The organism is Sphingomonas sp. IC-11 (assembly GCF_021043365.1).
Taxonomy (GTDB): domain Bacteria; phylum Pseudomonadota; class Alphaproteobacteria; order Sphingomonadales; family Sphingomonadaceae; genus Sphingomonas.
Window position 1 is genome coordinate 1531203 of sequence record NZ_JAJNDU010000001.1, and the last position, 23269, is coordinate 1554471.

The following is a 23269-nucleotide window of genomic DNA, read 5'->3' on the forward strand; positions in this document are numbered from 1 at the left end:
CGGCGCGAGAGGGCTTTGGGGAGGCCGCCCTCCCGACGTGTTATCTGTGGAGGACAAAGCCCCCTGTTGCAGCAACCGTGATCAACCGGCGATCTGCTGTTCCTCGAATTCGAACATGATCGTGGCCAAGGGCGGCAATGTCACCATGGCGAAGCCGTCCGCTGCCACCACTCCTCCAAGATTGCCGAGCCCGGACCCCCAATAGTCATGAGCGTCGGAATTCAGGATCTCTCGCCACAGGCCGGCGTGCGGCAGTGGGAGGCGGTACGGCGCCCTGGCAACCGGCGTCATATTGCAGACGACCGCGATCGGCCGTGCACCCGGCGCTTTGCGAAGCCAGACGAACACTGAATTCTCGGCATCGTCGGCAACCAGCCACTCGAACCCTTCAGGCTCGCAGTCACGGGCATGGAGCGCCGGCTTCTCACGATAAAGGCGATTCAGGTCGCGGACGAGCTTCCGCACGCCCTCGTGCGCGGTTGAATGGCACAATTCCCAATCGAGTGCCCGGTCCTCGCTCCATTCGCGTCGCTGCGCGAATTCCTGCCCCATGAACAACAGCTTCTTGCCGGGATAACCCCACATCAGGGCATAAAAGGCGCGCAGATTGGCGAACTGCTGCCAGTCATCACCGCTCATCTTGGCGAGCAGCGAACCCTTTCCGTGCACCACTTCATCATGGCTGAGCGGCAGAACGTAATTCTCGCTGAATGCATATACGAGGCCGAATGTGATGTCGTTGTGATGGTGCGGCCGGTGCACCGGCTCCCGGGCCATGTACTTCAGCGTGTCGTGCATGAAGCCCATGTTCCACTTGAAGCCGAAGCCCAACCCGCCGTCGTGGGCAGGATGAGTCACCCCGGGCCAAGCAGTCGATTCCTCCGCCACGGTGAAGAAGCCGGGATGCGCACCATAAACTGCCCGGTTCATGGATTGCAGGAACGATGCGGCTTCCCAGTTCTCGCGTCCGCCTTCCGGGTTCGGGATCCACTCGCCCGCCTTTCGGCTGTAATCGCGATACAGCATCGACGCGACCGCATCGACCCGCAAGCCATCGACATGGTAGCGCTCGGCCCAGAACAGCGCGTTGTTGACCAGGAAGGCTGACACTTCCCGACGGCCGAAATTGTAGATCGCCGTGTTCCAGTCGGGGTGATAGCCCAGTCGTGGATCGTCGTGCTCGTACAATGCGGTGCCGTCAAAGCGGGCGAGCCCATGGGCATCGGTGGGGAAGTGCGCCGGCACCCAATCCAGCAGCACGCCGATCCCGGCCCGGTGCGCGCCGTCCACGAAACGCGCGAAGCCTTCGATATCGCCAAAGCGGGCTGAGGGGGCATAAAGGCCCGTCGTCTGATATCCCCAGGACGGATCATAGGGATGCTCGGAGATGGGCAGGAACTCGATATGGGTGAACCCCATTTCCGCGACATAAGGGATCAATCGATCCGCCAGCGCGTCCCAAGTGAGAAACCAACCTGCCTCATCGCGCTCCCACGATCCCGCATGCACCTCATAGATGCTGATCGGGACCCGGCGAGGATCAACCTTCGCCCAATGCGCGCGATGTTCGCCATCGCCCCATTCGTGATTGAGAGGCGCCGCCGTCACCGAGGCCGTGTGCGGGCGCAACTCCGAAGCGAAGGCATAAGGATCCGCCTTTAGTGGCTGTAGCTGCCCCTGCGGCCCAATGATCTCGAACTTATAGTGTCTGCCGGCGCCGAGATCGGGGATGAAGATTTCCCACACACCGACGTCCGTACGGCGGCGCATCAAATGGCGCTTGCCGTCCCAATCGTTGAAATCTCCGACGACGGAAACGCGTTCTGCATTGGGCGCCCAGACCGCGAAGTGAACGCCGGATGCGCCTTCGTGATCGATCAGGTGCGCACCAAGCTTGTCATGCAATCGAAAGTGCGTGCCCTCTGCCATCAGCAGATCATCGACCGGGCCAAGGACCGGACCGAAGGTATAAGGATCAGTGACCGACCATTCCGCCTGGCCCGCCCTGGCATGGTAACGCAACGGCTGCGGATCTCCGTCGATCAGCCCTTCGAATAGCCCCCGAGCGTCGACGCGGTCCAACGTGCCCAGCAACTCGCCGGAAAGGCTGTGTGCCTCCAATGTTTCCGCGCCCGGAACCAGCGCGCGCGCAAACGTTCCTTTTGGGCCGGCATGGGTGCCAAGCAGAGCAAAAGGGTCGTTATGACGGCCCGCCAGCAAGGCTTCGATGGCGCCGGGCGGGGGCTTCACATGACACCCCAGATCTCGCGAGCATATTCCGTGATCGTGCGATCGGATGAAAACCATCCCACCCGAGCGACATTCCGGACAGCCGAGCCCTGCCAACCGGCCTGATCGGCCCAACGATCGTCCACCGACCGCTGCGCTGAGGCGTAGCTGTCAAAGTCTGCGGCCACCATGAACCAGTCGTGGTCATACAGACCGTTCATCAGATCACGATAACGTCCGGGATCATCGGGCGAAAACACGCCGGAGGCGATGGCATTCACCGCCTGAGACAGTTCGCGACTTCCCTCGATCGTCTCGCGCGGTTGATAGCCATCGGCACGCTTTGCCGCCACTTCCTCCGCGGTCAGGCCGAAGATCACGATGTTGTCGTAACCGACGTGATCCTTGATCTCGATATTGGCGCCGTCGAGCGTGCCAATGGTTAGCGCACCGTTTAGCGCAAACTTCATGTTGCCGGTGCCGGATGCCTCCATGCCGGCAGTCGAGATCTGCTCCGATAGGTCAGCCGCAGGAATGATCCGTTCCGCTAGGCTGACATTGTAGTTCGGGATGAACGCGACCTTCAAAAGGCCTCCCACCGACGGATCGCTGTTGATCCTCTTCGCCACGTCATTGGCGAGTTTGATGATCAACTTGGCATTGTGATAGCTCGACGCGGCCTTGCCGGCGAAAAGCTTTACTCGCGGGGTCCAGTCCTTTTCCGGATGGCTGCGGATCTGGTCATACAGGGCCACTGTCTCGATGATGTTGAGCAGCTGGCGCTTATATTCATGAATACGCTTGATCTGCACGTCGAACAGCGCGTCGGGGTCCAGCCGCAACCCCGTGCTCTCCTTGATGAAGTTCGACAGTCCCACCTTGTTTGAACGCTTTACCGCAGCAAAACGCTCCCGAAACGAAGCGTCCTCGGCAAAAGATTCAAGCGCGCGCAGCTCCGCCGCATCGTCGCAGAAGGCCGGGCCGATCGCCTCGCGAACCAGCGCAGTTAGCGCAGGGTTGCATTCCATCAGCCAGCGGCGCGGCGTGATGCCATTGGTCTTGTTGTTGATGCGATTGGGATACAGCCGGTGAAGGTCCGAAAACACGGTCTGCTTCATCAGCTCGGTGTGAAGCGCCGCGACGCCGTTGACGCTGTGGCTTCCCACAAAGGCAAGGTTCGCCATCCGCACACGGCGCTCGCCATTCTCGTCGATCAGGCTGATCGCTGCCACCGAATGGTCGCTCGTCCCTTCGGCCTTCCGCGCTTCGCGCAGGACACGGGCATTGATTGCATAGACCAGTTGCATGTGGCGCGGCAGCAGCCGTTCGAACAAGGGCAGCGGCCAGCTTTCGAGCGCTTCCGGCAGGAGCGTGTGGTTGGTGTAGCCGAACGTGCGGCGTGTAATGTCCCAGGCTTCGTCAAACGGCAGGTCATGGTGATCCACCAGGAGGCGCATCAACTCCGCCACCGAGACGGCAGGATGGGTGTCGTTCAACTGGATCGCCGCTTTGTCCGGCAGCGTACGCACATCGCCAAAATACTGGACGTGCCGGCGAACGATGTCCTGAATGGACGCCGACGAGAAGAAATACTCCTGCCGCAGTCGCAGTTCCTGGCCTGCCGGACTGGAGTCCGAGGGATACAACACCCGGACGAGGCTCTCGGCACGTGCCTGACCTGCCAGGGCGCCGATATGATCGCCGGCGTTGAACGCCTCCAGCCGGATCGGATCGAACGCGCGGGCACTCCACAGGCGAAGCGTATTCACGCGCTTGCCCCGCCAGCCCACCACTGGCGTGTCATAGGCTACCGCCTCCACCGCCTCCGCCGGCTTCCAGTGCACATGGCCGGCCTCATTGCCGGTGACTTCGCCGCCAAAGCCAATGAAATACGCACTTTCGCGGCGCTCAAACTCCCACGGATTGCCGTGCGCAAGCCATGTCTCAGGCAGTTCGACCTGCCAGCCATCGTCGATGCGCTGGCGGAACATGCCGTTCACATATCGAATGCCATAGCCGTAGGCGGGCAATTCCAGGGTGGCCATGCTTTCCATGAAACAGGCCGCCAGGCGTCCAAGCCCGCCGTTGCCGAGTGCGGCATCAGGCTCGATCTCCTCGATTTCGACCAGATCTACACCCAAGGAGGCAAGCGCAGCCCCGACCTCAGCATTTCTGCCGAGGTTGGACAGCGCGTCGCGCAACAGGCGACCAATCAGGAATTCGAGGCTGAGGTAATAAACCCGCTTCGCTCCTGCGGCATGCGCCGCCCGAGTCGACTCCATCCACTTGTCGATAATCTCGTCGCGCAGCGTCAGGATCGTGGCCGCAAGCCAGTCGTGCTTACGCGCAGCGCGTTCGTCCTTGCCGATGCGGTGGATGAGGGTGTCGACGATGCGGTTCGCCAGCGGCGAGCGGTCGACAGTGGGCGCAGAATGGGCGTCGGTCATCGACCCGCGAGATTAGCGCCAGCGGCGCAGGAGTCACGCGGGATGCTGCAGTGCAGCTTGTCTCAAATCAGACGGTGAAGCTCTCGCCGCAGCCGCAGGCGCCCTTGGCATTGGGGTTGTTGAACACGAAGCCGGCGGTGAAATCGTCCTCTACCCAATCCATCGTCGATCCGATCAGGTACAGGATCGATCCGCCATCGACGTACAGCGTTCCGCCGTCCGTCTCGATCTTCTCGTCGAACGGCTTGGCCTCGGTCACATAATCAACCGAATAGGCCAGCCCCGAACACCCGCGCCGCGGCGTCGACAGCTTCACGCCGATCGCCCCGTCCGGCGCCTTCGCCATCAGCGATGCGATCCGCGCCTTGGCGGTGTCGGTCAGGATCAGCGCCGCGGGGCGCTCACGAACAGCAGTCGCCATCACAACATCCCCAGTTCGAGCCGGGCCTCGTCGGACATCTTGGCCGGGTCCCACGGCGGATCCCAGACGAGGTTCACATCCACGATCGACACGCCCGGCACCGATCCGACGCGCAGCTCGACCTCGGCGGGCATCGATTCGGCGACCGGGCAATGCGGCGTCGTCAGCGTCATGGTGACCACCGCATGGCCGCCATCCGTCACCTCGACATTGTAGATGAGGCCCAGCTCATAGATGTTCACCGGGATCTCGGGATCGTAGATCTCCTTCAGCGCATCGATGATCGCCTCATACAATGCGCCGCCCGGCTCATGGGCCGCGTCACCCTGCGGCTTTTGCGCCAGGAAACCGTCGAGATAGTCGCGCTGGCGACCCCCCGTCTCCCCCGGCGTTTCCACCGCATCCTCAACGCGCGCGCGGGGCGGCTTCGTCTCGGCTTCCACTTCCTCGATCCGGATCGGCTCGCTCATCCGAAAATCCCTACCCAAAAATCCGACTCACTCGTTCAATGCCCTTGGCCAGCGCCTCGACGTCGGCCGGACCGTTATAGACGCCGAAGCTGGCGCGGGCGGTCGCCTCGACGCCCAGCGTCTCCATCAGCGGCTGCGCGCAATGATGGCCGGCGCGGATCGCGACCTTCGCCTCGTCCAAGATGGTGCCGATGTCATGCGGATGCACCCCCTCAATCGCGAAGGAGACGATCCCGGCGCTGTCCTCCGGCCCGAACAGGCGCACCGAGTTGATCGCCGACAGCGCCGCGCGCGTCTGCCGGACCAGCGCAGTCTCATGCGCATGGATGCGATCGAGACCGATCCCCTCTACGTAATCGATCGCGGCATGAAGCCCCAGCACCCCGACGATATGCGGCGTCCCCGCCTCGAACCGCGTCGGCGGCGGGGCATAGGTCGTCCTGGCAAAGGTCACGCGATCGATCATCGACCCGCCCCCCTGGTAAGGCGGCATCGCGTCAAGCAGCTCCGCCCGGCCCCACAACACGCCAAGGCCGGTCGGCCCGTACAGCTTGTGCGCGGAGAAGACGTAGAAATCGCAATTCAGGTCAACGACGTCGACCGGCAGCCGCGGCACTGCCTGGCAGCCGTCGATCAGGATCTTCGCGCCGACACCGTGCGCCAGCGCCGCCGCGCGCTTGGCGTCGAGCACCGAGCCAAGCACGTTCGACACATGCGCCAGTGCGACCAGCTTGTGCGCGGGCGTCAGCATCGCCGCCATCGCATCCAGGTCGATGCGGTGATCCGCGGTCAGCGGCACGACGTCGATCGCCGCGCCCACCCGTTCGGCCACCATCTGCCACGGCACGATGTTGGAATGATGCTCCAGCGCGGACAACAGGATGCGATCGCCCGCCTTCAGCTGCGTTCCCGCCCAGCATTGCGCGACCAGGTTGATTGCCTCGGTCGCACCGCGAACGAACACCACTTCCTCTTCCGCACCGCCGATGAAGCGCGCCACGCGCCGCCGCGCCGCCTCATAGGCCAGCGTCATGTCCGCCGACCGCTGGTACACGCCGCGGTGAACGGTGGCATAGGTCGTGTCATAACCGCGCGTGATCGCATCGATCACCGGCCGTGGCTTCTGCGCCGTCGCCGCGGTGTCGAGATAGGCCCAGCCCGCCGGGATCGCCGGAAAGTCGGCCAGCACGTCGAGCGGGCGGGCAGCGTCGAGGATGGTGTCCGCCTGGGTCACTGGAGCGCCGCCTCCAGCCACGCGTCGGCATCCGCCTCGAACGCCGCGCGGACGGCTTCGTCGCCGATCCGCTCCAGTGCGTCCGCGACGAACGCCCGCGTCAGGATCGCCTCAGCGCGCGCGCGCGGAATGCCGCGGCTCTGCATGTAGAATAGCGCACGTGCGTCAAGCTCGCCGACCGTTGCGCCATGCGCGCACTTCACGTCGTCGGCAAAGATCTCCAGCTCTGGCTTCAGGTTCACCGTCGCGGTGCGATCGAGCAGCAGGCCGCGCAGGCTCTGCTCGCCGTCGGTCTTCTGCGCATGACGCGCGACCTCGACCGCCGCCGCCAGGCTGACCTGCGAGCGATCCGCCGCGACCGCGCGCCACACCTGGCGCGAGGAGCCGTTCGGGTGCGCATGGTTCACGCGCACCGCACATTCCTGCTTCTGATCGGCCGACGTCAGCAGCGCGCCGCCATATTCGGCAAAGGCACCATCGCCCGCCATGGTGAGCTGCGCGTCGATCCGGCTGCCCTGCCCGCCAGCGCCGAGGAAGACGGTGACGAGGCTCGCCGCCTCACCGATCTCCGCCGCCTCGCGCAGCGACACGAAGCCGGCCGGCTGCAGCAACCGAACCGAGCGCATCAGTCGCGCGCCCTTGCCCAGCCGCGTGCGGGTAAAACGGTTCTGCCAGCCCGCGCCGACGAAGGTCTCCACCACGTCGGACACGGCGTCGTCGGCGAGGATGATCTCGGCCGGCACATGGTTCTGCCGCCCGGTGGCGACATGAACGATCTGCACCGGATGCGCGGCTGCCTCGGCATCGAGACGAAGCGACCAGCCGGTGCCACCGGCGCGGCGCCCAAGCGGATGATCGTCCGCCGCAAGCTCGCCGATCGTCACCCGGTGAAGGTCGCTACGCCCCTCATCGAGCACGCCATCCACGAACAGCAGCTTCGCACCCGGCAGGTCGAGGAAATCAGCTTCGGGCACCGCGATCGGCGCGAGCGCCGCCGCCGCCACCAGCCCGCCGAGGTCGGCCCAGCGCCAGGCTTCCTCGCGGCTGGAGGGCAGATCAAGCACGGCGTCGCTCACGCCGCGACCTCCGCATAGCCCTCACGCTCGAGCTGATGCGCGAGCTCCGCGCCGCCCGACCGCGTGATGCGGCCATCGGCGAGGACATGGACGAAGTCCGGCTTCACGTAATCCAGCAGGCGCTGATAGTGGGTGATCAGCAGCACGGCCTTTTCGGGCTTGCGCATGATGCGGTTGATGCCGTCGCCGACGATGCGCAGCGCGTCGATGTCGAGGCCGCTGTCGGTCTCGTCGAGGATCGCGAACTTGGGATCGATGATGCCCATCTGCACCATCTCGTTGCGCTTCTTCTCGCCGCCCGAAAAACCGACGTTGACCGGGCGCTTCAGCATCTCCTGGTCAAGGCCAAGCGCATCGGCCTGCGCCCGCGCTAGCTTCAGGAACTCGCCGCCTGACAACGGCTTCTCGCCACGGCCAGCGCGCTGGGCGTTCAGGCTCTCACGGAGGAACTGGACGTTGGACACGCCGGGGATCTCGACCGGATACTGGAAGCCGAGGAACAGCCCCGCCGCGGCGCGCTCATGCGGTTCGAGCTCGAGCAGGTCGACACCATCAAAGGTGACGCTGCCTTCGGTCACTTCATAGCCCGGCCGACCGCCGAGCACATAGCCGAGCGTCGACTTGCCCGCGCCGTTCGGCCCCATGATCGCATGCACCTCGCCCGCATTCACGGAGAGGCTGAGGCCCTTGAGGATCGGCTTGCCGTCGATCTCGGCGTGAAGGTTTTCGATTCTGAGCATGGTCATTCCGAAATGAAGGCGGTCGGAGCGGCCGACCCGAAAAGGTGAGTGACGGAAGCGCCGGTCATCCGACCGAACCCTCAAGGCTGATGCCGAGCAGCTTCTGCGCCTCGACGGCAAATTCCATCGGCAACTGCTGCAGCACCTCGCGGGCGAAGCCGTTGACGATCAGCGCCACGGCGGCTTCCTGATCGAGCCCGCGCGACATGGCGTAGAACAATTGGTCCTCGCTGATCTTCGACGTCGTCGCCTCATGCTCGATCTGTGCCGACGGGTTGCGCACCTCGATATAGGGCACGGTATGCGCGCCGCACTGGTCGCCCAGCAGCAGGCTGTCGCACTGGGTGAAGTTGCGCACGCCCTCCGCGGTCGGCGCGACACGCACCAGCCCGCGATAGGTGTTGTCCGAACGGCCGGCGCTGATCCCCTTCGACACGATCGTCGAGCGGGTGTTCTTGCCGAGGTGAATCATCTTGGTGCCGGTGTCCGCCTGCTGGCGATTGTTGGTCACCGCGACCGAGTAGAACTCACCGACGCTGCCATCGCCCAGCAGCACACAGCTCGGATACTTCCAGGTGACCGCGCTTCCGGTCTCGACCTGGGTCCAGCTGACCTTGCTGTTCTTGCCCTGACACAGCGCGCGCTTGGTGACGAAATTGTAGATGCCGCCAAGGCCGTTCTCGTCGCCCGGATACCAGTTCTGCACGGTCGAATATTTGATCTCGGCATCATCCAGCGCGACCAGCTCGACCACCGCGGCGTGGAGCTGGTTCTCGTCGCGCATCGGGGCAGTGCAGCCCTCGAGGTACGAGACGTACGCACCCTTGTCGGCGACGATCAGCGTGCGCTCGAACTGGCCCGTATTCTCCGCATTGATGCGGAAATAGGTCGAAAGCTCCATCGGGCAGCGCACGCCCTCCGGGATGTACACGAAGGTGCCGTCGGAAAAGACCGCGCTGTTGAGCGTCGCAAAGTAATTGTCGTGCTGGGGCACGACCTTGCCGAGCCACTTCTTCACCAGCTCGGGATATTCGCGGATCGCTTCGGAGATCGACAGGAAGATGACGCCCGCCGCCTTCAGCTCCTCACGGAACGTAGTCGCCACGCTGACGCTATCGAACACTGCATCGACCGCGACCTTGCGCGCGCCCTCGACGCCGGCGAGCACTTCCTGCTCGGCGATGGGGATGCCCAGCTTTTCATAGGTGCGGCGGATTTCCGGATCGAGCTCGTCCAAAGACGCGATCGTCTTCTTCTGCTTGGGCTCCGCGTAATAATAGGCGTCCTGATAGTCGATCGGCGGAATGTTGAGCTTCGCCCAGTCCGGCGATTCCATCGTCAGCCATTTGCGGAATGCCTTCAGCCGCCAGTCGAGCATCCATTCGGGCTCGCCCTTCTTGGCGGAAATGTAGCGAACGGTGTCCTCGTTCAGCCCCTTGGGCGCGAAGTCCTGCTCCACCTCGGTGGCGAAGCCCCATTCGTACTTCTTGGATACCGCGGCGAGCGCCTCGGCGTTCTTGGTGGCCATGTCAGGCGTCCACTTTCATTTCGGTCATGGCGCGCCCCTCGGCGGGGACGAGCGGCGTGGTGGCGGCAAGTTGCGTCAGCGTGATGCCGGCAAGCGCGCCGCGCACCGCATTGTTGACGACCGCCCAATGCGGCTTCACGCGGCAGCTGCCGTCGAGCGCGCAATCATGCTGCGCCGTATCGACGCAGGTGGTGAGCGCGATCGGCCCCTCCACCGCCTCGATGATATCGGCCAGCGTGATCGTCGCCGGCGGGCGGGACAGGCGGAAACCGCCGCCGGTGCCGCGCGTGCTTTCGATCAGTCCGGCGGAGGACAGCCGGCTCACCAGCTTCTGCGCGGTCGGCAGCGGCACGCCTGTCTCCTGCGCCAGGCTGGTCGCATTGACACGAGCCAACCCGCCGCAATGACGCGCCGCGGCCGTCATCATGACGACGGCATAATCGGCAAGGCTGGACAGGCGCATATTGCGAGCGGTTCTCAAATCGGACTAAATTTATCTGATTGCCAAATGGGCTCGGGGAACGGGGAAATCAACCAGCGATTTTGCACGCGCGAAGGGCCTTCCCGCCCTTGATCTCGCGGGTGGTTCGGGGGCACCGCTCCGCCATGAGTTTTCCGATCCGCCCCGCCTTGTTCGCCCTCGACGCCGAACGCGCCCATCGCCTGACGATCAGGGGCCTCGCCTTGTGGGGCCGCATGGGTGCGCCCGGAGGCCGATCCATATCCGATAGCAGGCTGGCAACCCGCGTGGCGGGGCTGGACTTCGCCAATCCGCTGGGCCTCGCGGCCGGGGTCGACAAGGATGGCGAGGCGGTGACCGGGCTCCACGCGCTCGGCTTCGGCTCGGTCGAGGTCGGCACGCTGACCCCCCTGCCCCAGCCCGGCAATCCCAGGCCGCGTCTCTTCCGCCTCGTCGAGGATGAGGCGGTGATCAATCGCATGGGGTTCAACAATGGCGGGCTCGACGCCGCGCTGAAGCGGCTTCCGACAAGGCGCAGCGGCGTGCTCGGCCTCAACGTCGGTGCCAACAAGGACGCCGCCGATCGCATCGCCGATTATGTCGCCGGTGTCTCGGCCGCAGCGCAGGCGGCGGATTATGTCACGATCAACGTCAGCTCGCCCAACACCCCCGGCCTGCGCGATCTCCAGCATGGCAGCGCGCTGCGCGACCTCCTCGCCGCCACCCGCGCCGCAGCGGGCACGCGCCCGCTGTTCCTGAAGGTCGCGCCCGATCTCGATCATGCCGCGATCGACGACATCGCCGCCGCGATTATCGACCATCGGCTGGACGCTCTCATCATCGGCAACACAACGATCTCGCGCCCCCCGCTCACCTCGCCGAACGCCGGCGAAGCAGGCGGCCTGTCGGGCGCACCGCTGGCATCGCTCGCCCGCCAGAAGCTCGCGGAATTCCGCACCGCAACCGGCGGCGCCATTCCGCTGATCGCGGTCGGCGGCATAGGCAGCGGGGCGGAGGCCTATGCCCGCATCCGCGCCGGTGCGAGCCTCGTGCAACTCTACAGCGCGATGGTCTACGCCGGCCCCGGCCTGCCGATCCGCATCCTGAAGGATCTCGCCACACTCCTTCGGCGCGATGGCTATGGCTCGATAACCGAGGCTGTCGGCGCCGGTTGACGTCGCCAAAGCGGCCGATAGGGTCGCCCGCCATGAAGAACCTGTTGGCGCTCACCGCTCTGCTCGCTCCCGTCTCCGCCCTCACCCCGCATTCGGCGGCGGCGCAGGGAATGGTGACCTCCGCCGATCCTCGCGCGACCGAGGCGGGTCTCGAAATCCTGCGTGCTGGCGGATCGGCGGCTGACGCGGCGGTTGCGATGATGCTTGCCCTTACCGTGGTGGAGCCGCAGTCGAGCGGCATCGGCGGCGGCGGGTTCATGCTGCACCAGTCCGCGAATGGCCCGCTGGAAACGATCGACGGGCGTGAAAAGGCGCCGGCGGCCGCGACGCCGCAGCGGTTCCTTGGCGCTGATGGCAATCCCCTGCCCTATATTCAGGCATTCCCGGGCGGCAAATCCGTCGGCGTTCCAGGCAACATCCGTCTGGCGGCTCTCGCCAACAAGAAGTGGGGTAAGCTGCGTTGGAAGGCGTTGTTCACCCCTGCCATTCGGCTGGCCGAGGGCGGCTATAAGGTAACGCGCCCGCTCGCAGCCGCGAGCGCCAACCTCGCCCCTTTGTGGGGCGGCGGCAGCACAGCCGTCGCCGGTCCGGAAGGTGGCACTTCTACCGGAACTGGCTCGGCAAGCGGGCGCTTCCCGGAGGCGGCAGCCCTTTACACTAGGAACGGCAAACCGCTGGTCGAAGGAGACACCGTCACCAACCCCGCCCTTGGCAAGCTGCTGCGCAAGATTGCTGCCGAGGGGCCGGACGCCTTCTACAAGGGCCAGAACGCAAAGGCGCTGATCAACGCAGTAACGGCAACCAGGATCGCGCCGAGCGACATGACCATCGCGGATCTTGCCGCGTACCAGGCGAAGGAACGTGCGCCGGTGTGCGGCACGTATCGCAGCTACAAGATCTGCGGAATGGCCCCGCCCTCCTCCGGCGCGACTACCGTGCTTCAAATGCTCGGAATGCTCGAGCGGTTTGATCTCGCCAAGCTGGGCAAGGATTCACCGGTCGCCTGGCACCTTATCGGGGAGGCGATGCAACTCGCCTACGCCGACCGGGAGATGTATCTTGGTGACGCGGATTTCGTTGACGTGCCGGTCGCCGGGCTGATCGACAAAGGCTATATCGCCCAGCGCTCTGGGCTGATCTCCGAAACACGCGCACTCGGCACCTATGAGCCGGGTACGCCTCCGGGAGCGAAGCCACGCACCTACGCGCCTCAGCAGGAAGTGCCCGGCACTACCCACTTCGTTGCGATCGACGCCAAGGGCGATATCGCCACCATGACCTCAACCATCGAAGGTCCGTTCGGTAGCCAGCTGATCGCCAACGGCTTTGCGCTCAACAACGAGCTCACGGACTTCAGCCTTGCACCTGAAAAGATTGGCGCACCGGTGGCAAACCGGGTGCAGGGCGGAAAACGGCCGCTTTCGTCCATGGCACCCACCATCGTTTACGATTCGAGCGGCGCGCCGATCTTCACCGTTGGCGCGGCCGGCGGAAAGACGATCCTGATGCAAGTGACCAAGGCAATCATCGCTCATCTCGACTGGAAATTGCCAGCTCGCGAAGCGCTTGGCCTTGGCCTGATCTACTTCAACAAGGACGGTCTGGTGCTGGAGCAGGGCACCATCTTGCCCGCCATGAAGCCCGCGCTGGAGGCGCTGGGTCACAAGGTATCCGTTGGAAAGTTGGGGTTGAAGGCCAACGCAGCCGAGAAGACCGCATCCGGCTGGGTCGGAGCACCCGACCCGCGCAGTGTCGGCACCGCGCTCAACCAGTAAGCCGCCCAGCGCACAGCGAGCGACGGAGAGGATCATGGCGGCACGCTATCTCGAGCACTTCCCGAACCTGGTGACGATGTTCTTCACCCGCGCGGAGGAAAAGGGTGACGCACCCTTCCTGTGGGCGAAACGGGATGGTGCCTGGCGCGCGACCAGCTGGGCCGAGGCGGCGCGCCAAGTAGCGAGCCTCGCAACCGCCCTCAAATCCTTGGGTCTGAACCCCGGTGACCGGGTAATGCTGGTAAGCGAGAACCGCCCGGAATGGTGCATCAGCGATCTCGCAATCATGGCTGCTGGCTGCATTACAGTGCCGACGTACATCACCAACACCGAACGCGATCACGCCCATATCATCGAGAATTCCGGCGCACGCGCGGTGATCGTGTCGACGCAGAAACTCGCCGATACGCTGCTAAAGGCGGTGCTGCGCACCACCCATATCGAGGCAGTGATCGCTTTCGACCAGCTCCGGCCGCGCCCCTCTGGTGTGCGCAGTTGCAGATGGGCTGGGCTGATCGAGGAACATGATACGCCAGCGGCCGTGATCGCTGCGGGTGCAAGCTTCGCGCGAGAAGACACTGCCTGCATCATCTATACGTCGGGTACCGGGGGCGCACCGCGCGGCGTGATGCAGCATCATGGGGCCATCCTCCACAATGCCGCTGGCTGCGCCGATGTCATCTCGGAGGACATGGGCTGGGGCGACGAGGTATTTCTCTCATTCCTGCCACTTAGCCATGCTTATGAGCATACCGGCGGGCAGATGCTGCCCATCGCCATGGGTGGGCAGATCTACTACGCCGAGGGGCTGGAGAAGCTCGCTGCCAACATGGAGGAGGTGCGGCCCACCATCATGTTCGTCGTGCCGCGTCTGTTCGAGGTGTTGCGGGTGCGGATCAGCAAGGCGATCGAAAAACAGGGCGGGCTTTCCCAGCGGCTGCTCGGCGCCGCCCTCGACATCGGCGCAAAGCGAGACGCGGGTACATTGCGCTTCAGTGACCGACCCAAGGCGCTGATGGTCGATGCCGTGTTCAAGCCGAAGATCGCCAAAAAGTTCGGCGGTCGCATGAAAGCCCTGGTGTCCGGCGGGGCGCCGCTCACTCCCGAAGTGGGCATCTTCTTTCAGTCGCTGGGCATCACCTTTCTTCAAGGCTATGGCCAGACCGAAGCCGGGCCGGTCATTTCCTGCAACCGCCCGAAGGTGGGCGTGACGGTCGATAGTGTGGGGCCACCACTGCCGCGAACGGAGGTCCGCCTGGCCGAGGATGGCGAGATCCTGGTGCGCGGCGAACTCGTGATGCACGGTTATTGGCGCAATCCTGCCGAAACCGCGCGGGTGCTGCAGGACGGATGGCTACATACCGGCGACATCGGCGTGATCGACGATGCCGGACGCATCAAGATAACAGATCGCAAGAAGGATCTGATCATCAACGACAAGGGCGACAACGTCGCTCCGCAGAAGGTTGAAGGCATGCTGACGCTGCAGCCTGAAATCATGCAAGCGATGATCGCTGGTGATCGCAAGCCGCATATGGTGGCAGTGATCGTACCCGATCCTGATTGGACACGGGAGTTCTGCGTGGCAAACGGCGTGAGAAACGAGCCGACCGCGCTGGCAGACAACGCGACCTATCGGTCAGAGATCGGCAAAGCTGTTGAGCGCACGAACAAGGATTTGTCGGTCACGGAACGCGTGAGGCGCTTCATGCTCGCCGATGAGCCTTTCACAATCGAGAACGAACAGCTGACGCCGAGTCTGAAGATCCGTCGTCACGTTCTGCGCAAGGTGTACGGCGAGCGCTTGGAGGCTCTCTACAGGGCTTGATCGAACGCGTGCGGCGCCGCGCTCTGCTGCTGCACAGTCTGCCGCCTACCCAGGTCGGATCGCGACGCGCCCAGCTCCGGACGCAGGAGCCCGCCAGTCCATCGCGGCAACATACAGAATCCTTAAGCCCCCACCCGGGGAATAGTCGACAGACTGTCCTGTCGCCGCGTTTTCTCGACAGTTTGCGCCGCAGCCGGCGCTGACCGGCAGCTGCAGCTGCGACGCAGAACTCTTACTTGGCGGCGCTCTTCGGCAGAACCGTGAGAGTCCAATCTTTCTCTGGGCGCAGATACTTGGCAGCTGTCGCCTGCAGTATCTGCGGCGTGATCGACATATAGTCGCTCACGAGCGTCCTGGCGCCGTTCAGCCGATTGGGATCATAGGCCCCGCCGCTTACCTGAAGCAGCCAGAACTGGTTGCCCGACGAGGCGCGCGCCAGATACTGCATCATTGGCCCGATCGCTCGGCGGAGCTCATCTTCGGTGACCGGCGTCGACACCAGCTCCGCAGCGATTTCTCGGCTCAGCTTGAAGAACAATTCGACGTTCTCAGGCGCGACCTGGCCAACGGCAAGCACCCGGCCGCCGCTTTTCAGCCCGAGCGGCCACTGGCTCACGGCGCTTGGGCTGTAACTGGCGCCGGCGACCGAACGCAGGCGATCAAACAGGCGGTCACCGAAGATTGCCGCCAGGATGTCCAGCCGGCGGCTTTCCGCGATCCCATCAGTGCCGCCGCCGGTCGGCCATGCGATCACCGCAGCCGCCTGCGTCTCCGCACCTTCGTGGCTCAGCACCTCGGGTCGGCTATTGTGCGCCGGGAAAGCCGCATCGGGCGCCACCACCGGCGCTTCGGTGCGCGGCTTGAGCGCTCCGAAGGTGCGGGCGACCGCCGCGATCGCTTCGTCCGCCTTTACATCCCCGAACACGTCGACTTCGATCGGCCCCGTCGCAAGCAGCGGCTCCCACAGGCTGCGGAACGCCTGCGGCGTCAGTGCCTCTATCTCCTCGCGGGTCGGCGGCCCCCAGCGAGGATCACCCGCGCGTAGCTTGCGCTCGAGATCGCGGGAAAGGACGCCGTCGGGAGAAGAATCGAAACCGGCATATCCAGCCAGCGCGCCGGCCTTTGCTCGCAGTACCGGTGCGGCATCCCAGCGCGGCGCTGCCAGCTTTGCCGCCATCAGCGCCAGATTGTCGGCATAATCGCCGGGCGTGGTTATGGCATTCAGAACGAACGCGTCATCGGTGATGTCAAAGCCGAGACCCATGCGCCGGCCTGTTGTCAGGACATCCAGATCGCCCTGGTTCCATTTGCCGATCCCGCTTTGCACAAGGGCGCTTTCAGCGGCCCATGCGGCGGTGGGCCGATCAGCCGGAAGGGCACCATAACCGCGGCCGAAGCGCACGCGCAGATACACGCGGCCCGTCTCGGACGAGTTCGCATACATCAGCATGCGGACGCCATTGGAGAAGGTGACCTTCTCGATCCCAGGATCGGCGATCGCTTCTCGGGAAGCAACCTTACCGGGGGTACCCAGCTTCGGCAGATCCTTGAAGTCGACCTTCGATTCACGCGCGCGGCGACCGGCGAGCTTGGAGACGTCCGCGGTTAGCGCGGCCGCCAGCTTGGCCGCGGCGCCGGCATCCGCGGCGCGGGTGTTCACCAGCGCTCGCTCCGCATCTCCCTTGAAGACCCGGCGCGTGGACTCCAGCACGGCCGCAGCAGAGAACATTCCCTTCTTCTTGGCCTCGAGGAAGATGTTGTAGGATTCCTGCGGCCCCGCCACCGTTTCACGAATGTCGAGCGCCTGAACCATGTCGTCCGCCTGCTTGGCGCCAGCCTCGACCCGCGCCGTTTCGACATCGTTGCGCATCGCGCCTTCGAACTCGGCGGTTTCGCGATCGACCTCCGCCTGGCTGGGCGCGGATGCCATCGCATCAGCGATCACGGCACGCACGTCCTTCAACGCCGCTTCCCAATCGTCTCCAATCGGCAAGATGCTAACGAACGTGCCGTTGGCTGAACGAGCGACATCCTCAAGGCTCACGCCGGCCTGAAGGAAGCTACCGCCCTGACGCGCCCGATCTTCCAGCCGGCGATTGATCACGCGCATGGCGACCAGATCAACCAGCCGCTTCTGATTGAAGATGACGGTATCGTCGCGATAGATCCAAGGGCGAAGAACGGCCGTGATGACGAGCGGCGGAATGGACGGCTCGTTGATCGCGGCCGTTGGCGTGCCCTTGGGATCGGGCTTTCCGAAATCCGGGTCTGCCGGATCTGGACCGGTGCCTTTCCACCCCCCGAAATTCTTGACGACAAGCCGGGCCGCGGTCGCGGGATCGATGTCGCCGGAAATGATCACCACCGTGCGGCCGGGACGATACCAGCGCCGGTGGAAGGCAAGCACGCTGTCTGGGGTCGCAGATTCCAGCGTTTTTACGTTACCGATCGGGGAGCGGTCGGCCAGCGGTTGCCCCGCAAAAAACAAGCCATTGCGGGCATCTGAGAGCCGCACCTGCGGGCCAGGCGCCTCGCGCTGCTCGGCAAGCACTGCGGGGCGCTCAGCGGCAAGCCCCTGCGCGTTGATGCCCGGTTCGGACATCATGCCGGCGAAGATTTTCAGGCTCTCGTCAAGGTTCGCTTCCGTCGCCGCGGGGAGATCCAGCTTATAAACCGTCTGCGTCGGCGTCGTTTGTGCATTGGAATCGGAGCCGAATGTTGCCCCGAACCGCTGCCACACCCGCTTCGCTTCTCCATCCGGAACGTATTTGGAGCCTCGGAAGGACAAATGCTCGATGAGGTGCGCGTAACCGCGCTCTTCATCTGTTTCGTTGAGCGAACCGGCATCGATCCGCACCCGGACGGCCACCTGGCCCGGCGGCACGCCATTCTTGCGAACGGCATAGCGCAGACCATTCGGGAGCGCGCCAAAATTCCACGCCGGATCGGGCGGGATGTCCGAGCCCTTGAATAGCCAGGGCGCGTTATCAACCTTGATCGTGGCCGGATCGACGATGGTGCCGGGTGCCGTCGGCGCCTGCGGCGCGCGGGCGGCATTGGTTGTGGCGGGCTTTCGCGAAGACTGCTGGCCGATGGCCGGCACGGCGACAATGGCGAGAAGCGGGAGAGCGGCGAACGGCGCAGACAATGCGCGCGAGAAGCGGATCATGGTGCCGCTTCTAGCCTGCCCGGCGCAGTGCCGCCACACCCGGAGACGATCTTTCGATTACCGCCCTGCCGCCATGTTTTGGACCCGAATCGCGCCTAGATTTTCGCCCGATCTGCTGCGCCGGCGACAGTTGTCAGCGCGCGAAGAAGAAAACGGACAGGCCACGTGGAGACCATCACCCAGACCAGGAACGAGGTGCGGCAGGATTATGGCCGCCCGGTCGGCGCGATGGCTGCGAACGTGATCGGCGACCGGCCGCCGCTCAGCGTGTGCCCCATCCCGAACGCCGCGCCTTCGCAGATGAAGGCAGATCCAAACCGTCCCTTGATCATCCGGATTGGCAAGCGTCTGCGCGGGGCATTCGATCGCCTGATCGCCTCGTCCTCGCTCGTTCCCAACGACCCGGTGCTAGACGTGCGCACGTTCCCGTGGACGCAGCTGCTGCGGGACCATTGGCAGGCAATCCGATCCGAAGCGATGGACGTGGCGCTCGAGGGCGATGCATCACCCAGTCTCGCGACGATCTCCCCTGACCATCGCTCCATTGCACAGATGGGCATGTGGCGATCGTTCTTCCTGTGGGGCTATGGCTATCGCATTGATGAGAATGCGATGCGCTGCCCGGTCACAAGCGCGCTGGTGAAGCAGATCCCCGGCCTGAACAGCGCCTTCTTCTCCATCCTGGCGCCAGGCACCCACATTCCGTCGCATCGCGGCGTGTCCAAGGGACTGATCACCTGCCACCTCGGCTTAATCGTTCCGCGAAATGGCGACGTGCGCATGCGTGTGGATCGTCGAGTCGTTCGTTGGTGCGAAGGCGAAACGCTCGTCTTTGATGACACCTATGATCACGAGGTCTGGAACGAGACCGACGGTACCCGGGTGGTACTGCTAATCCAGTTCGAACGCCCCCTGCGCAATCCGGGCAAGTGGATCGCGGACCTGTTCCTCGGCGTGGTTCGCCGATCACCTTTCGTGCAGGAGGCGCGTCAAAACATCGCAGCGTGGAATTCCGCGGTAAAGCAGCTGGAGGGGTGACGCCCCCTACCCTACCGCTCCACGACCCCCAGGCCGAGCCACCCGGCCATGGTCTCAAGCTCAAGCTCCAGCCGCGCGCTGGTCTCACCGGGAGCACCAGGCTCCAAATGGCAGGAGCGGACCACCAACCGGCCACGTTCCCGGTCGGCCTTTAAGTCCACGCGGGCCACGATGCGCTCGTTCAGCAGAAACGGCAGCACGTAATAGCCGTACCGACGCTTGTCTGCCGGCACATAGATCTCGATCCGATATCTGAAACCGAACAACCGTTCAGTACGGGCCCGCTCCCAGATCAGCGGATCAAAGGGCGCCAGCAAAGCATGTGCCTCGATCCGGCGCGGCCTCTTGACGTCCCGGTGAATATAGGCCGTCGGCCATCCGTCCACTGACACGGGCCGAAGCACGTCTTCTGCGATCAGGCGGGCGATCGCTGCAGCCGCATCTGCTGGTGCCAATCGGAAGTAATCGCGCAGTTCAATCGCGGTCGCTATCCCAAGCGCCCTTGCTGCTCGCTCCACCAAGCTGGCCTGCGCGGTCGCCTCATCAGGCGTTGGTTGCTCGAGGATCTCGCTCGGCAGAACTCTTTCGGGCACATCATAGACACGTTCGAAGCCACGCCTGCGGCTCGCCGTGGTGACATGACCGGCATAGAACAGCCATTCCAGTGCCGTCTTGGCCCCGCTCCACTCCCACCAACCGGTGCGGCTGCTCTCCACGTCCGAAGCGGCCAGCGCGCCGTCGCAGCGAATCCGGTCCAGCAACGCCATCGCCTCCCCCCTGCGCTCAGTGGCAAAGCGCCTCATGCCGGCAGAGCGCAGAACGCCGCGGTCCGCCCGTTCCATGCGCCAGCGCAGCAAAGGATGAAGATCAAGCGGCAGCAACGAGGCTTCATGGGCCCAATATTCGAACATGCGCCGGTGCGATCGAGGCCCCCATGCGGCTCGGTCGAACTGCTCCAGGCCATAGCTTCCCAGGCGAGAGAAGGCGGGCAGATAGTGAGCGCGCGCAAGCACGTTGACACTATCGATCTGGTGCAGGGCGAGCCGATCCAGCGTTCGTCGCAGGTGCGCGGATGTTACGTGCGGCGGCCGGCGCACGCCAAAGCCTTGCGCGGCCAGAGCGATGCGGCGTGCCACGTCTGGCGAGATCCGTTCGGGCTCCATGTACCCTCGCTATCGAACAGAGGAGGGCTGCGCGACCGGAAACCTTTCCTTTCCACCCCCGCGCTTGATCGGCCCGGCAGCTCACGCCACATGGATGGCATGCTGATCGAGACCGAACCTACGCCGAACCCGGCTACGCTTAAGTTCCTGCCGGGCCGCATCGTCATGGACGCGGGCACACGCGACTTCGCGACCCCGGAAGAGGCAGAGGCTTCACCGCTCGCCACTGCCCTCTTCGATCTTGGCGATGTCAGCGGCGTATTCTTTGGCCGCGATTTCATCTCGGTGACCATCGCGCCGGGAAGCGACTGGCGAGACGTGAAGCCTGACGTGCTGGCCATCTTGATGGATCATTTCACGGCGCAGATGCCGCTGTTCCGGATGGCGTCTGCCGGCTTTTCAGTCCCGCCTGCGGAAGAGGAATTCGCCGACGACCCTGCGGATGCGGAGATCGTTGCGCAGATCAAGGAATTGATCGACACCCGGGTTCGCCCGGCAGTGGCGAATGATGGCGGTGACATCGTTTATCGCGGCTTTGACAAGGGTAAGGTCTACTTGCGGATGCAGGGCGCCTGCTCCGGGTGCCCCTCGTCCACGGCAACACTGAAGAACGGCATTGAACAGTTGTTGCGCTACTACGTGCCGGAAGTCACCGAAGTTCGGGCGGTCTGATCCACCTAGGCGACGTGCCGGTCCACAACCGGCGCGCCTGTCGAAAGCGCAACCGCTTGGGGTTGCGCCACAACAACCAACAAAAGGGATCTCACGATGGCGACGCCGCTTGACGATGTTGCGCTGGACCAGCTGTTCCGCTCCGGGCGAACGTATAACGGCTTCACGGATCAGCCGGTGGGCGAGGATCAGTTGCGGGCGATCTGGGATCTCATGAAAATGGGCCCGACCAGCGCGAACCAGCTCCCGGCCCGCCTCGTCTGGTGCGTCAGCCAGGAAGCCAAGGAGAAGCTGGCTGCCTGCGCGAGCGACAGCAATGCCGACAAAATCCGCAAGGCGCCCGTTTCCGTCGTGATCGGCATGGACGTGAATTTCCACGAGTATCTGCCGGAACTGTTCCCGCATACGGATGCGAAAAGCTGGTTTGACGGGAATGCCGAACTTCGGGAGGCTTCAGCGTTCCGCAACTCCTCGCTTCAAGGCGGCTATTTTATCCTAGCGGCACGCGCGCTCGGCCTCGACACCGGACCGATGAGCGGGTTCGACGCAGGACAAGTCGACAAGGCGTTCTTTGCAGATCAGCCCGGCGTGCGTACCAACTTCATTTCAACCCTCGGCTATGGCGATCCTTCCACCATTTTCGAGCGCAGCCCGCGTCCGGCATTCGAAAAGTTCAACCGCATCGGATGATCGCCGGCTGATTTAAGGGTTGAGCCGCATCGCGCTGATGGCAAAGGGACGCGATGCCGCGCACCCTTGTTATCGACACCGCCACCGCCGCCTGTTCCGTTGCCCTGCTGGACGACGGCCGAGTGCACGCGGCCATCCATAATGTCGTGGGGCGCGGTCACGCCGAACGTCTGGTCCCGATGATCGCGGACCTTCCAGGCGGCGGCCGAGCGGACGAAATCATGGTTGATGTGGGGCCGGGCAGCTTCACGGGCATTCGCGTCGGCATCGCCGCAGCGCGGGGGCTAGGGCTCGGCTGGAACGTACCGGTGCGTGGCTACTCCTCCCTTTCCCTGATCGCGGCAGCGGCCTTCGCAGATGGTGGAAATGCCCCGCTTGCGGTCGTGCTTGAAGGCGGGCACGGTGAGGTCTTCATGCAAGGGTTCACCGCCTCGCCCCTGGTGCCCACCGAAGCTCTGGCCTCACTCCGGCCGGATGCGGCACTTGCGGCCCTCGGCGGCCGGTTGGCTGTTGGAAACGGCGTGCGCTGGCTGACCCAATTGGATCCTACTCTTGCCGCTCGAGAAGCGCTTCCCGACGCATCAAAGGCGCATCTTCTCCCGGTTGACCTTGCGAACTTGCCGCCACGTCCGCTCTACGGGCGTGCACCCGACGCGAAGCTTCCATCATGAGCACGCGGCTGCGCATCGTTGAATTGGCGAAGGGCACAGCCGCCGACATCTCGGCCGTCGAACAGGTCATGGAAAGCGCTTTCGACCCGAGGTTTGGAGAAGCCTGGAACCGCAGCCAGCTGCTTGGGATCTTGGGAATGCCCGGGGTGTGGCTGACCTTGGCGCGGGTGGATGGCCACGTGGCCGGCTTTGCCCTGTCTCGCGCCATCGTCGATGAGGCGGAACTGCTGCTGCTCGCCACTGCCCCAGCCTACCGCCGGCGGGGTGTCGGATCGGCGCTAGTTCGCAGCATCCTGACGGACGCTCGGGAGCGTGGCGCGATTCGAGTCCATCTTGAGGTCCGGGCGGGCAATGCTGCTGTCGACCTGTACCGTTCCAACGGCTTCGCGAAATGTGGCGAGCGCCGCGGCTATTACCGGGGCAAAGCCGGGGAGGTCTATGATGCTCACAGCTATTCGGTCGCGCTGAGCTGACGTTGTTGCG

At 64.3% G+C, this 23269-nt stretch carries 19 protein-coding genes; 8 read left to right on the forward strand and 11 right to left on the reverse strand.

The annotated features are described in order from the left end of the window. Positions 1-81: 81 nt before the first annotated feature. From glgB to LQ954_RS07485, 9 genes are all read right to left on the reverse strand, one after another. Positions 82-2250 (reverse strand): 1,4-alpha-glucan branching protein GlgB, encoded by a 2169-nt coding sequence (glgB, locus tag LQ954_RS07445; RefSeq protein WP_231022515.1) that lies wholly within the window; start codon positions 2248-2250, stop codon positions 82-84. Then, the gene (locus LQ954_RS07450; protein ID WP_231022516.1) at positions 2247-4676 is read right to left on the reverse strand and encodes a glycogen/starch/alpha-glucan phosphorylase; all 2430 of its coding nucleotides are present in this window, start codon (positions 4674-4676) and stop codon (positions 2247-2249) included. The genes glgB and LQ954_RS07450 overlap by 4 nt, the downstream gene beginning before the upstream one ends. Positions 4677-4743: 67 nt before the next feature. After that, a complete protein-coding gene (locus tag LQ954_RS07455) occupies positions 4744-5097 on the reverse strand; it encodes a HesB/IscA family protein (RefSeq protein WP_227770078.1) in 354 nt (117 codons plus the stop codon). Continuing rightward, on the reverse strand, positions 5097-5567 hold the full coding sequence (locus LQ954_RS07460; RefSeq protein WP_227770077.1) for an SUF system Fe-S cluster assembly protein: 471 nt from the start codon (positions 5565-5567) through the stop codon (positions 5097-5099). The genes LQ954_RS07455 and LQ954_RS07460 overlap by 1 nt, the downstream gene beginning before the upstream one ends. A gap of 10 nt (positions 5568-5577) precedes the next feature. Next, positions 5578-6801, reverse strand: a complete 1224-nt coding sequence (locus LQ954_RS07465) for a cysteine desulfurase (RefSeq protein WP_231022517.1) — start codon at positions 6799-6801, stop codon at positions 5578-5580. Then, positions 6798-7877, reverse strand: a complete 1080-nt coding sequence (locus LQ954_RS07470) for a SufD family Fe-S cluster assembly protein (RefSeq protein WP_231022518.1) — start codon at positions 7875-7877, stop codon at positions 6798-6800. Before LQ954_RS07470 ends, LQ954_RS07465 begins: the two co-directional genes overlap by 4 nt. Beyond that, on the reverse strand, positions 7874-8617 hold the full coding sequence (gene sufC / locus LQ954_RS07475) for a Fe-S cluster assembly ATPase SufC (protein WP_231022743.1): 744 nt from the start codon (positions 8615-8617) through the stop codon (positions 7874-7876). Before sufC ends, LQ954_RS07470 begins: the two co-directional genes overlap by 4 nt. A 64-nt stretch (positions 8618-8681) precedes the next feature. Then, the gene (gene sufB, locus LQ954_RS07480) at positions 8682-10145 is read right to left on the reverse strand and encodes a Fe-S cluster assembly protein SufB (protein WP_231022519.1); all 1464 of its coding nucleotides are present in this window, start codon (positions 10143-10145) and stop codon (positions 8682-8684) included. 1 nt (position 10146) lies between these two features. Continuing rightward, complete coding sequence (locus tag LQ954_RS07485) at positions 10147-10608, reverse strand: SUF system Fe-S cluster assembly regulator (RefSeq protein WP_227770072.1); 462 nt, start codon at positions 10606-10608, stop codon at positions 10147-10149. Between the two features lie 143 nt (positions 10609-10751). Between LQ954_RS07485 and LQ954_RS07490 the strand changes: the two genes are divergently transcribed. From LQ954_RS07490 to LQ954_RS07500, 3 genes are read left to right on the forward strand one after another with little or no spacing between them, the layout of a single operon-like run. Beyond that, positions 10752-11780 carry a quinone-dependent dihydroorotate dehydrogenase gene (locus LQ954_RS07490; RefSeq protein ID WP_231022520.1) on the forward strand — a complete coding sequence of 343 codons (1029 nt, stop codon included), beginning with the start codon at positions 10752-10754 and terminating at the stop codon, positions 11778-11780. Between the two features lie 32 nt (positions 11781-11812). Beyond that, positions 11813-13555 (forward strand): gamma-glutamyltransferase family protein, encoded by a 1743-nt coding sequence (locus tag LQ954_RS07495; RefSeq protein ID WP_231022521.1) that lies wholly within the window; start codon positions 11813-11815, stop codon positions 13553-13555. 34 nt (positions 13556-13589) lie between these two features. Continuing rightward, positions 13590-15383, forward strand: a complete 1794-nt coding sequence (locus LQ954_RS07500; protein ID WP_231022522.1) for an AMP-dependent synthetase/ligase — start codon at positions 13590-13592, stop codon at positions 15381-15383. Between the two features lie 232 nt (positions 15384-15615). Here the strand turns inward: LQ954_RS07500 and LQ954_RS07505 are convergent, their stop codons facing one another. Beyond that, on the reverse strand, positions 15616-18552 hold the full coding sequence (locus LQ954_RS07505) for a M16 family metallopeptidase (RefSeq protein WP_231022523.1): 2937 nt from the start codon (positions 18550-18552) through the stop codon (positions 15616-15618). 165 nt (positions 18553-18717) lie between these two features. On the opposite strand from LQ954_RS07505, the gene LQ954_RS07510 reads away from it, so the two are divergent. After that, complete coding sequence (locus LQ954_RS07510) at positions 18718-19590, forward strand: aspartyl/asparaginyl beta-hydroxylase domain-containing protein (protein ID WP_231022524.1); 873 nt, start codon at positions 18718-18720, stop codon at positions 19588-19590. Positions 19591-19601: 11 nt separating this feature from the next. On the opposite strand, the gene LQ954_RS07515 is transcribed toward LQ954_RS07510, so the two are convergent. Further along, entirely contained in the window at positions 19602-20753 is a 1152-nt protein-coding gene (locus LQ954_RS07515; RefSeq protein ID WP_231022525.1) for a winged helix-turn-helix domain-containing protein, read from the reverse strand. Between the two features lie 99 nt (positions 20754-20852). Here LQ954_RS07515 and LQ954_RS07520 point away from each other — a divergent pair, with 99 nt between their 5' ends. From LQ954_RS07520 to LQ954_RS07535, 4 genes are all read left to right on the forward strand, one after another. Beyond that, positions 20853-21425, forward strand: a complete 573-nt coding sequence (locus LQ954_RS07520; RefSeq protein ID WP_227771026.1) for a NifU family protein — start codon at positions 20853-20855, stop codon at positions 21423-21425. Between the two features lie 96 nt (positions 21426-21521). Continuing rightward, on the forward strand, positions 21522-22115 hold the full coding sequence (locus LQ954_RS07525) for a malonic semialdehyde reductase (RefSeq protein WP_231022526.1): 594 nt from the start codon (positions 21522-21524) through the stop codon (positions 22113-22115). A 53-nt stretch (positions 22116-22168) separates the two neighbouring features. After that, positions 22169-22786 (forward strand): tRNA (adenosine(37)-N6)-threonylcarbamoyltransferase complex dimerization subunit type 1 TsaB, encoded by a 618-nt coding sequence (gene tsaB, locus LQ954_RS07530; protein WP_231022527.1) that lies wholly within the window; start codon positions 22169-22171, stop codon positions 22784-22786. Then, on the forward strand, positions 22783-23259 hold the full coding sequence (locus LQ954_RS07535; protein ID WP_231022528.1) for a GNAT family N-acetyltransferase: 477 nt from the start codon (positions 22783-22785) through the stop codon (positions 23257-23259). The genes tsaB and LQ954_RS07535 overlap by 4 nt, the downstream gene beginning before the upstream one ends. Positions 23260-23269 lie beyond the last annotated feature (10 nt).

Bases quoted from the DNA above. Each gene is read 5' to 3' on its own strand.
- LQ954_RS07535 (WP_231022528.1), top strand. From the start codon at position 22,783: ATGAGCACGCGGCTGCGCATCGTTGAATTGGCGAAGGGCACAGCCGCC.
- LQ954_RS07450 (WP_231022516.1), bottom strand. From the start codon at position 4,676: ATGACCGACGCCCATTCTGCGCCCACTGTCGACCGCTCGCCGCTGGCG.
- LQ954_RS07485 (WP_227770072.1), bottom strand. From the start codon at position 10,608: ATGCGCCTGTCCAGCCTTGCCGATTATGCCGTCGTCATGATGACGGCC.
- sufB (WP_231022519.1), bottom strand. From the start codon at position 10,145: ATGGCCACCAAGAACGCCGAGGCGCTCGCCGCGGTATCCAAGAAGTAC.
- LQ954_RS07520 (WP_227771026.1), top strand. From the start codon at position 20,853: ATGCTGATCGAGACCGAACCTACGCCGAACCCGGCTACGCTTAAGTTC.
- LQ954_RS07505 (WP_231022523.1), bottom strand. From the start codon at position 18,552: ATGATCCGCTTCTCGCGCGCATTGTCTGCGCCGTTCGCCGCTCTCCCG.
- LQ954_RS07455 (WP_227770078.1), bottom strand. From the start codon at position 5,097: ATGGCGACTGCTGTTCGTGAGCGCCCCGCGGCGCTGATCCTGACCGAC.
- tsaB (WP_231022527.1), top strand. From the start codon at position 22,169: ATGCCGCGCACCCTTGTTATCGACACCGCCACCGCCGCCTGTTCCGTT.
- LQ954_RS07490 (WP_231022520.1), top strand. From the start codon at position 10,752: ATGAGTTTTCCGATCCGCCCCGCCTTGTTCGCCCTCGACGCCGAACGC.
- LQ954_RS07515 (WP_231022525.1), bottom strand. From the start codon at position 20,753: ATGGAGCCCGAACGGATCTCGCCAGACGTGGCACGCCGCATCGCTCTG.
- sufC (WP_231022743.1), bottom strand. From the start codon at position 8,617: ATGCTCAGAATCGAAAACCTTCACGCCGAGATCGACGGCAAGCCGATC.
- LQ954_RS07500 (WP_231022522.1), top strand. From the start codon at position 13,590: ATGGCGGCACGCTATCTCGAGCACTTCCCGAACCTGGTGACGATGTTC.
- LQ954_RS07495 (WP_231022521.1), top strand. From the start codon at position 11,813: ATGAAGAACCTGTTGGCGCTCACCGCTCTGCTCGCTCCCGTCTCCGCC.
- LQ954_RS07525 (WP_231022526.1), top strand. From the start codon at position 21,522: ATGGCGACGCCGCTTGACGATGTTGCGCTGGACCAGCTGTTCCGCTCC.
- LQ954_RS07460 (WP_227770077.1), bottom strand. From the start codon at position 5,567: ATGAGCGAGCCGATCCGGATCGAGGAAGTGGAAGCCGAGACGAAGCCG.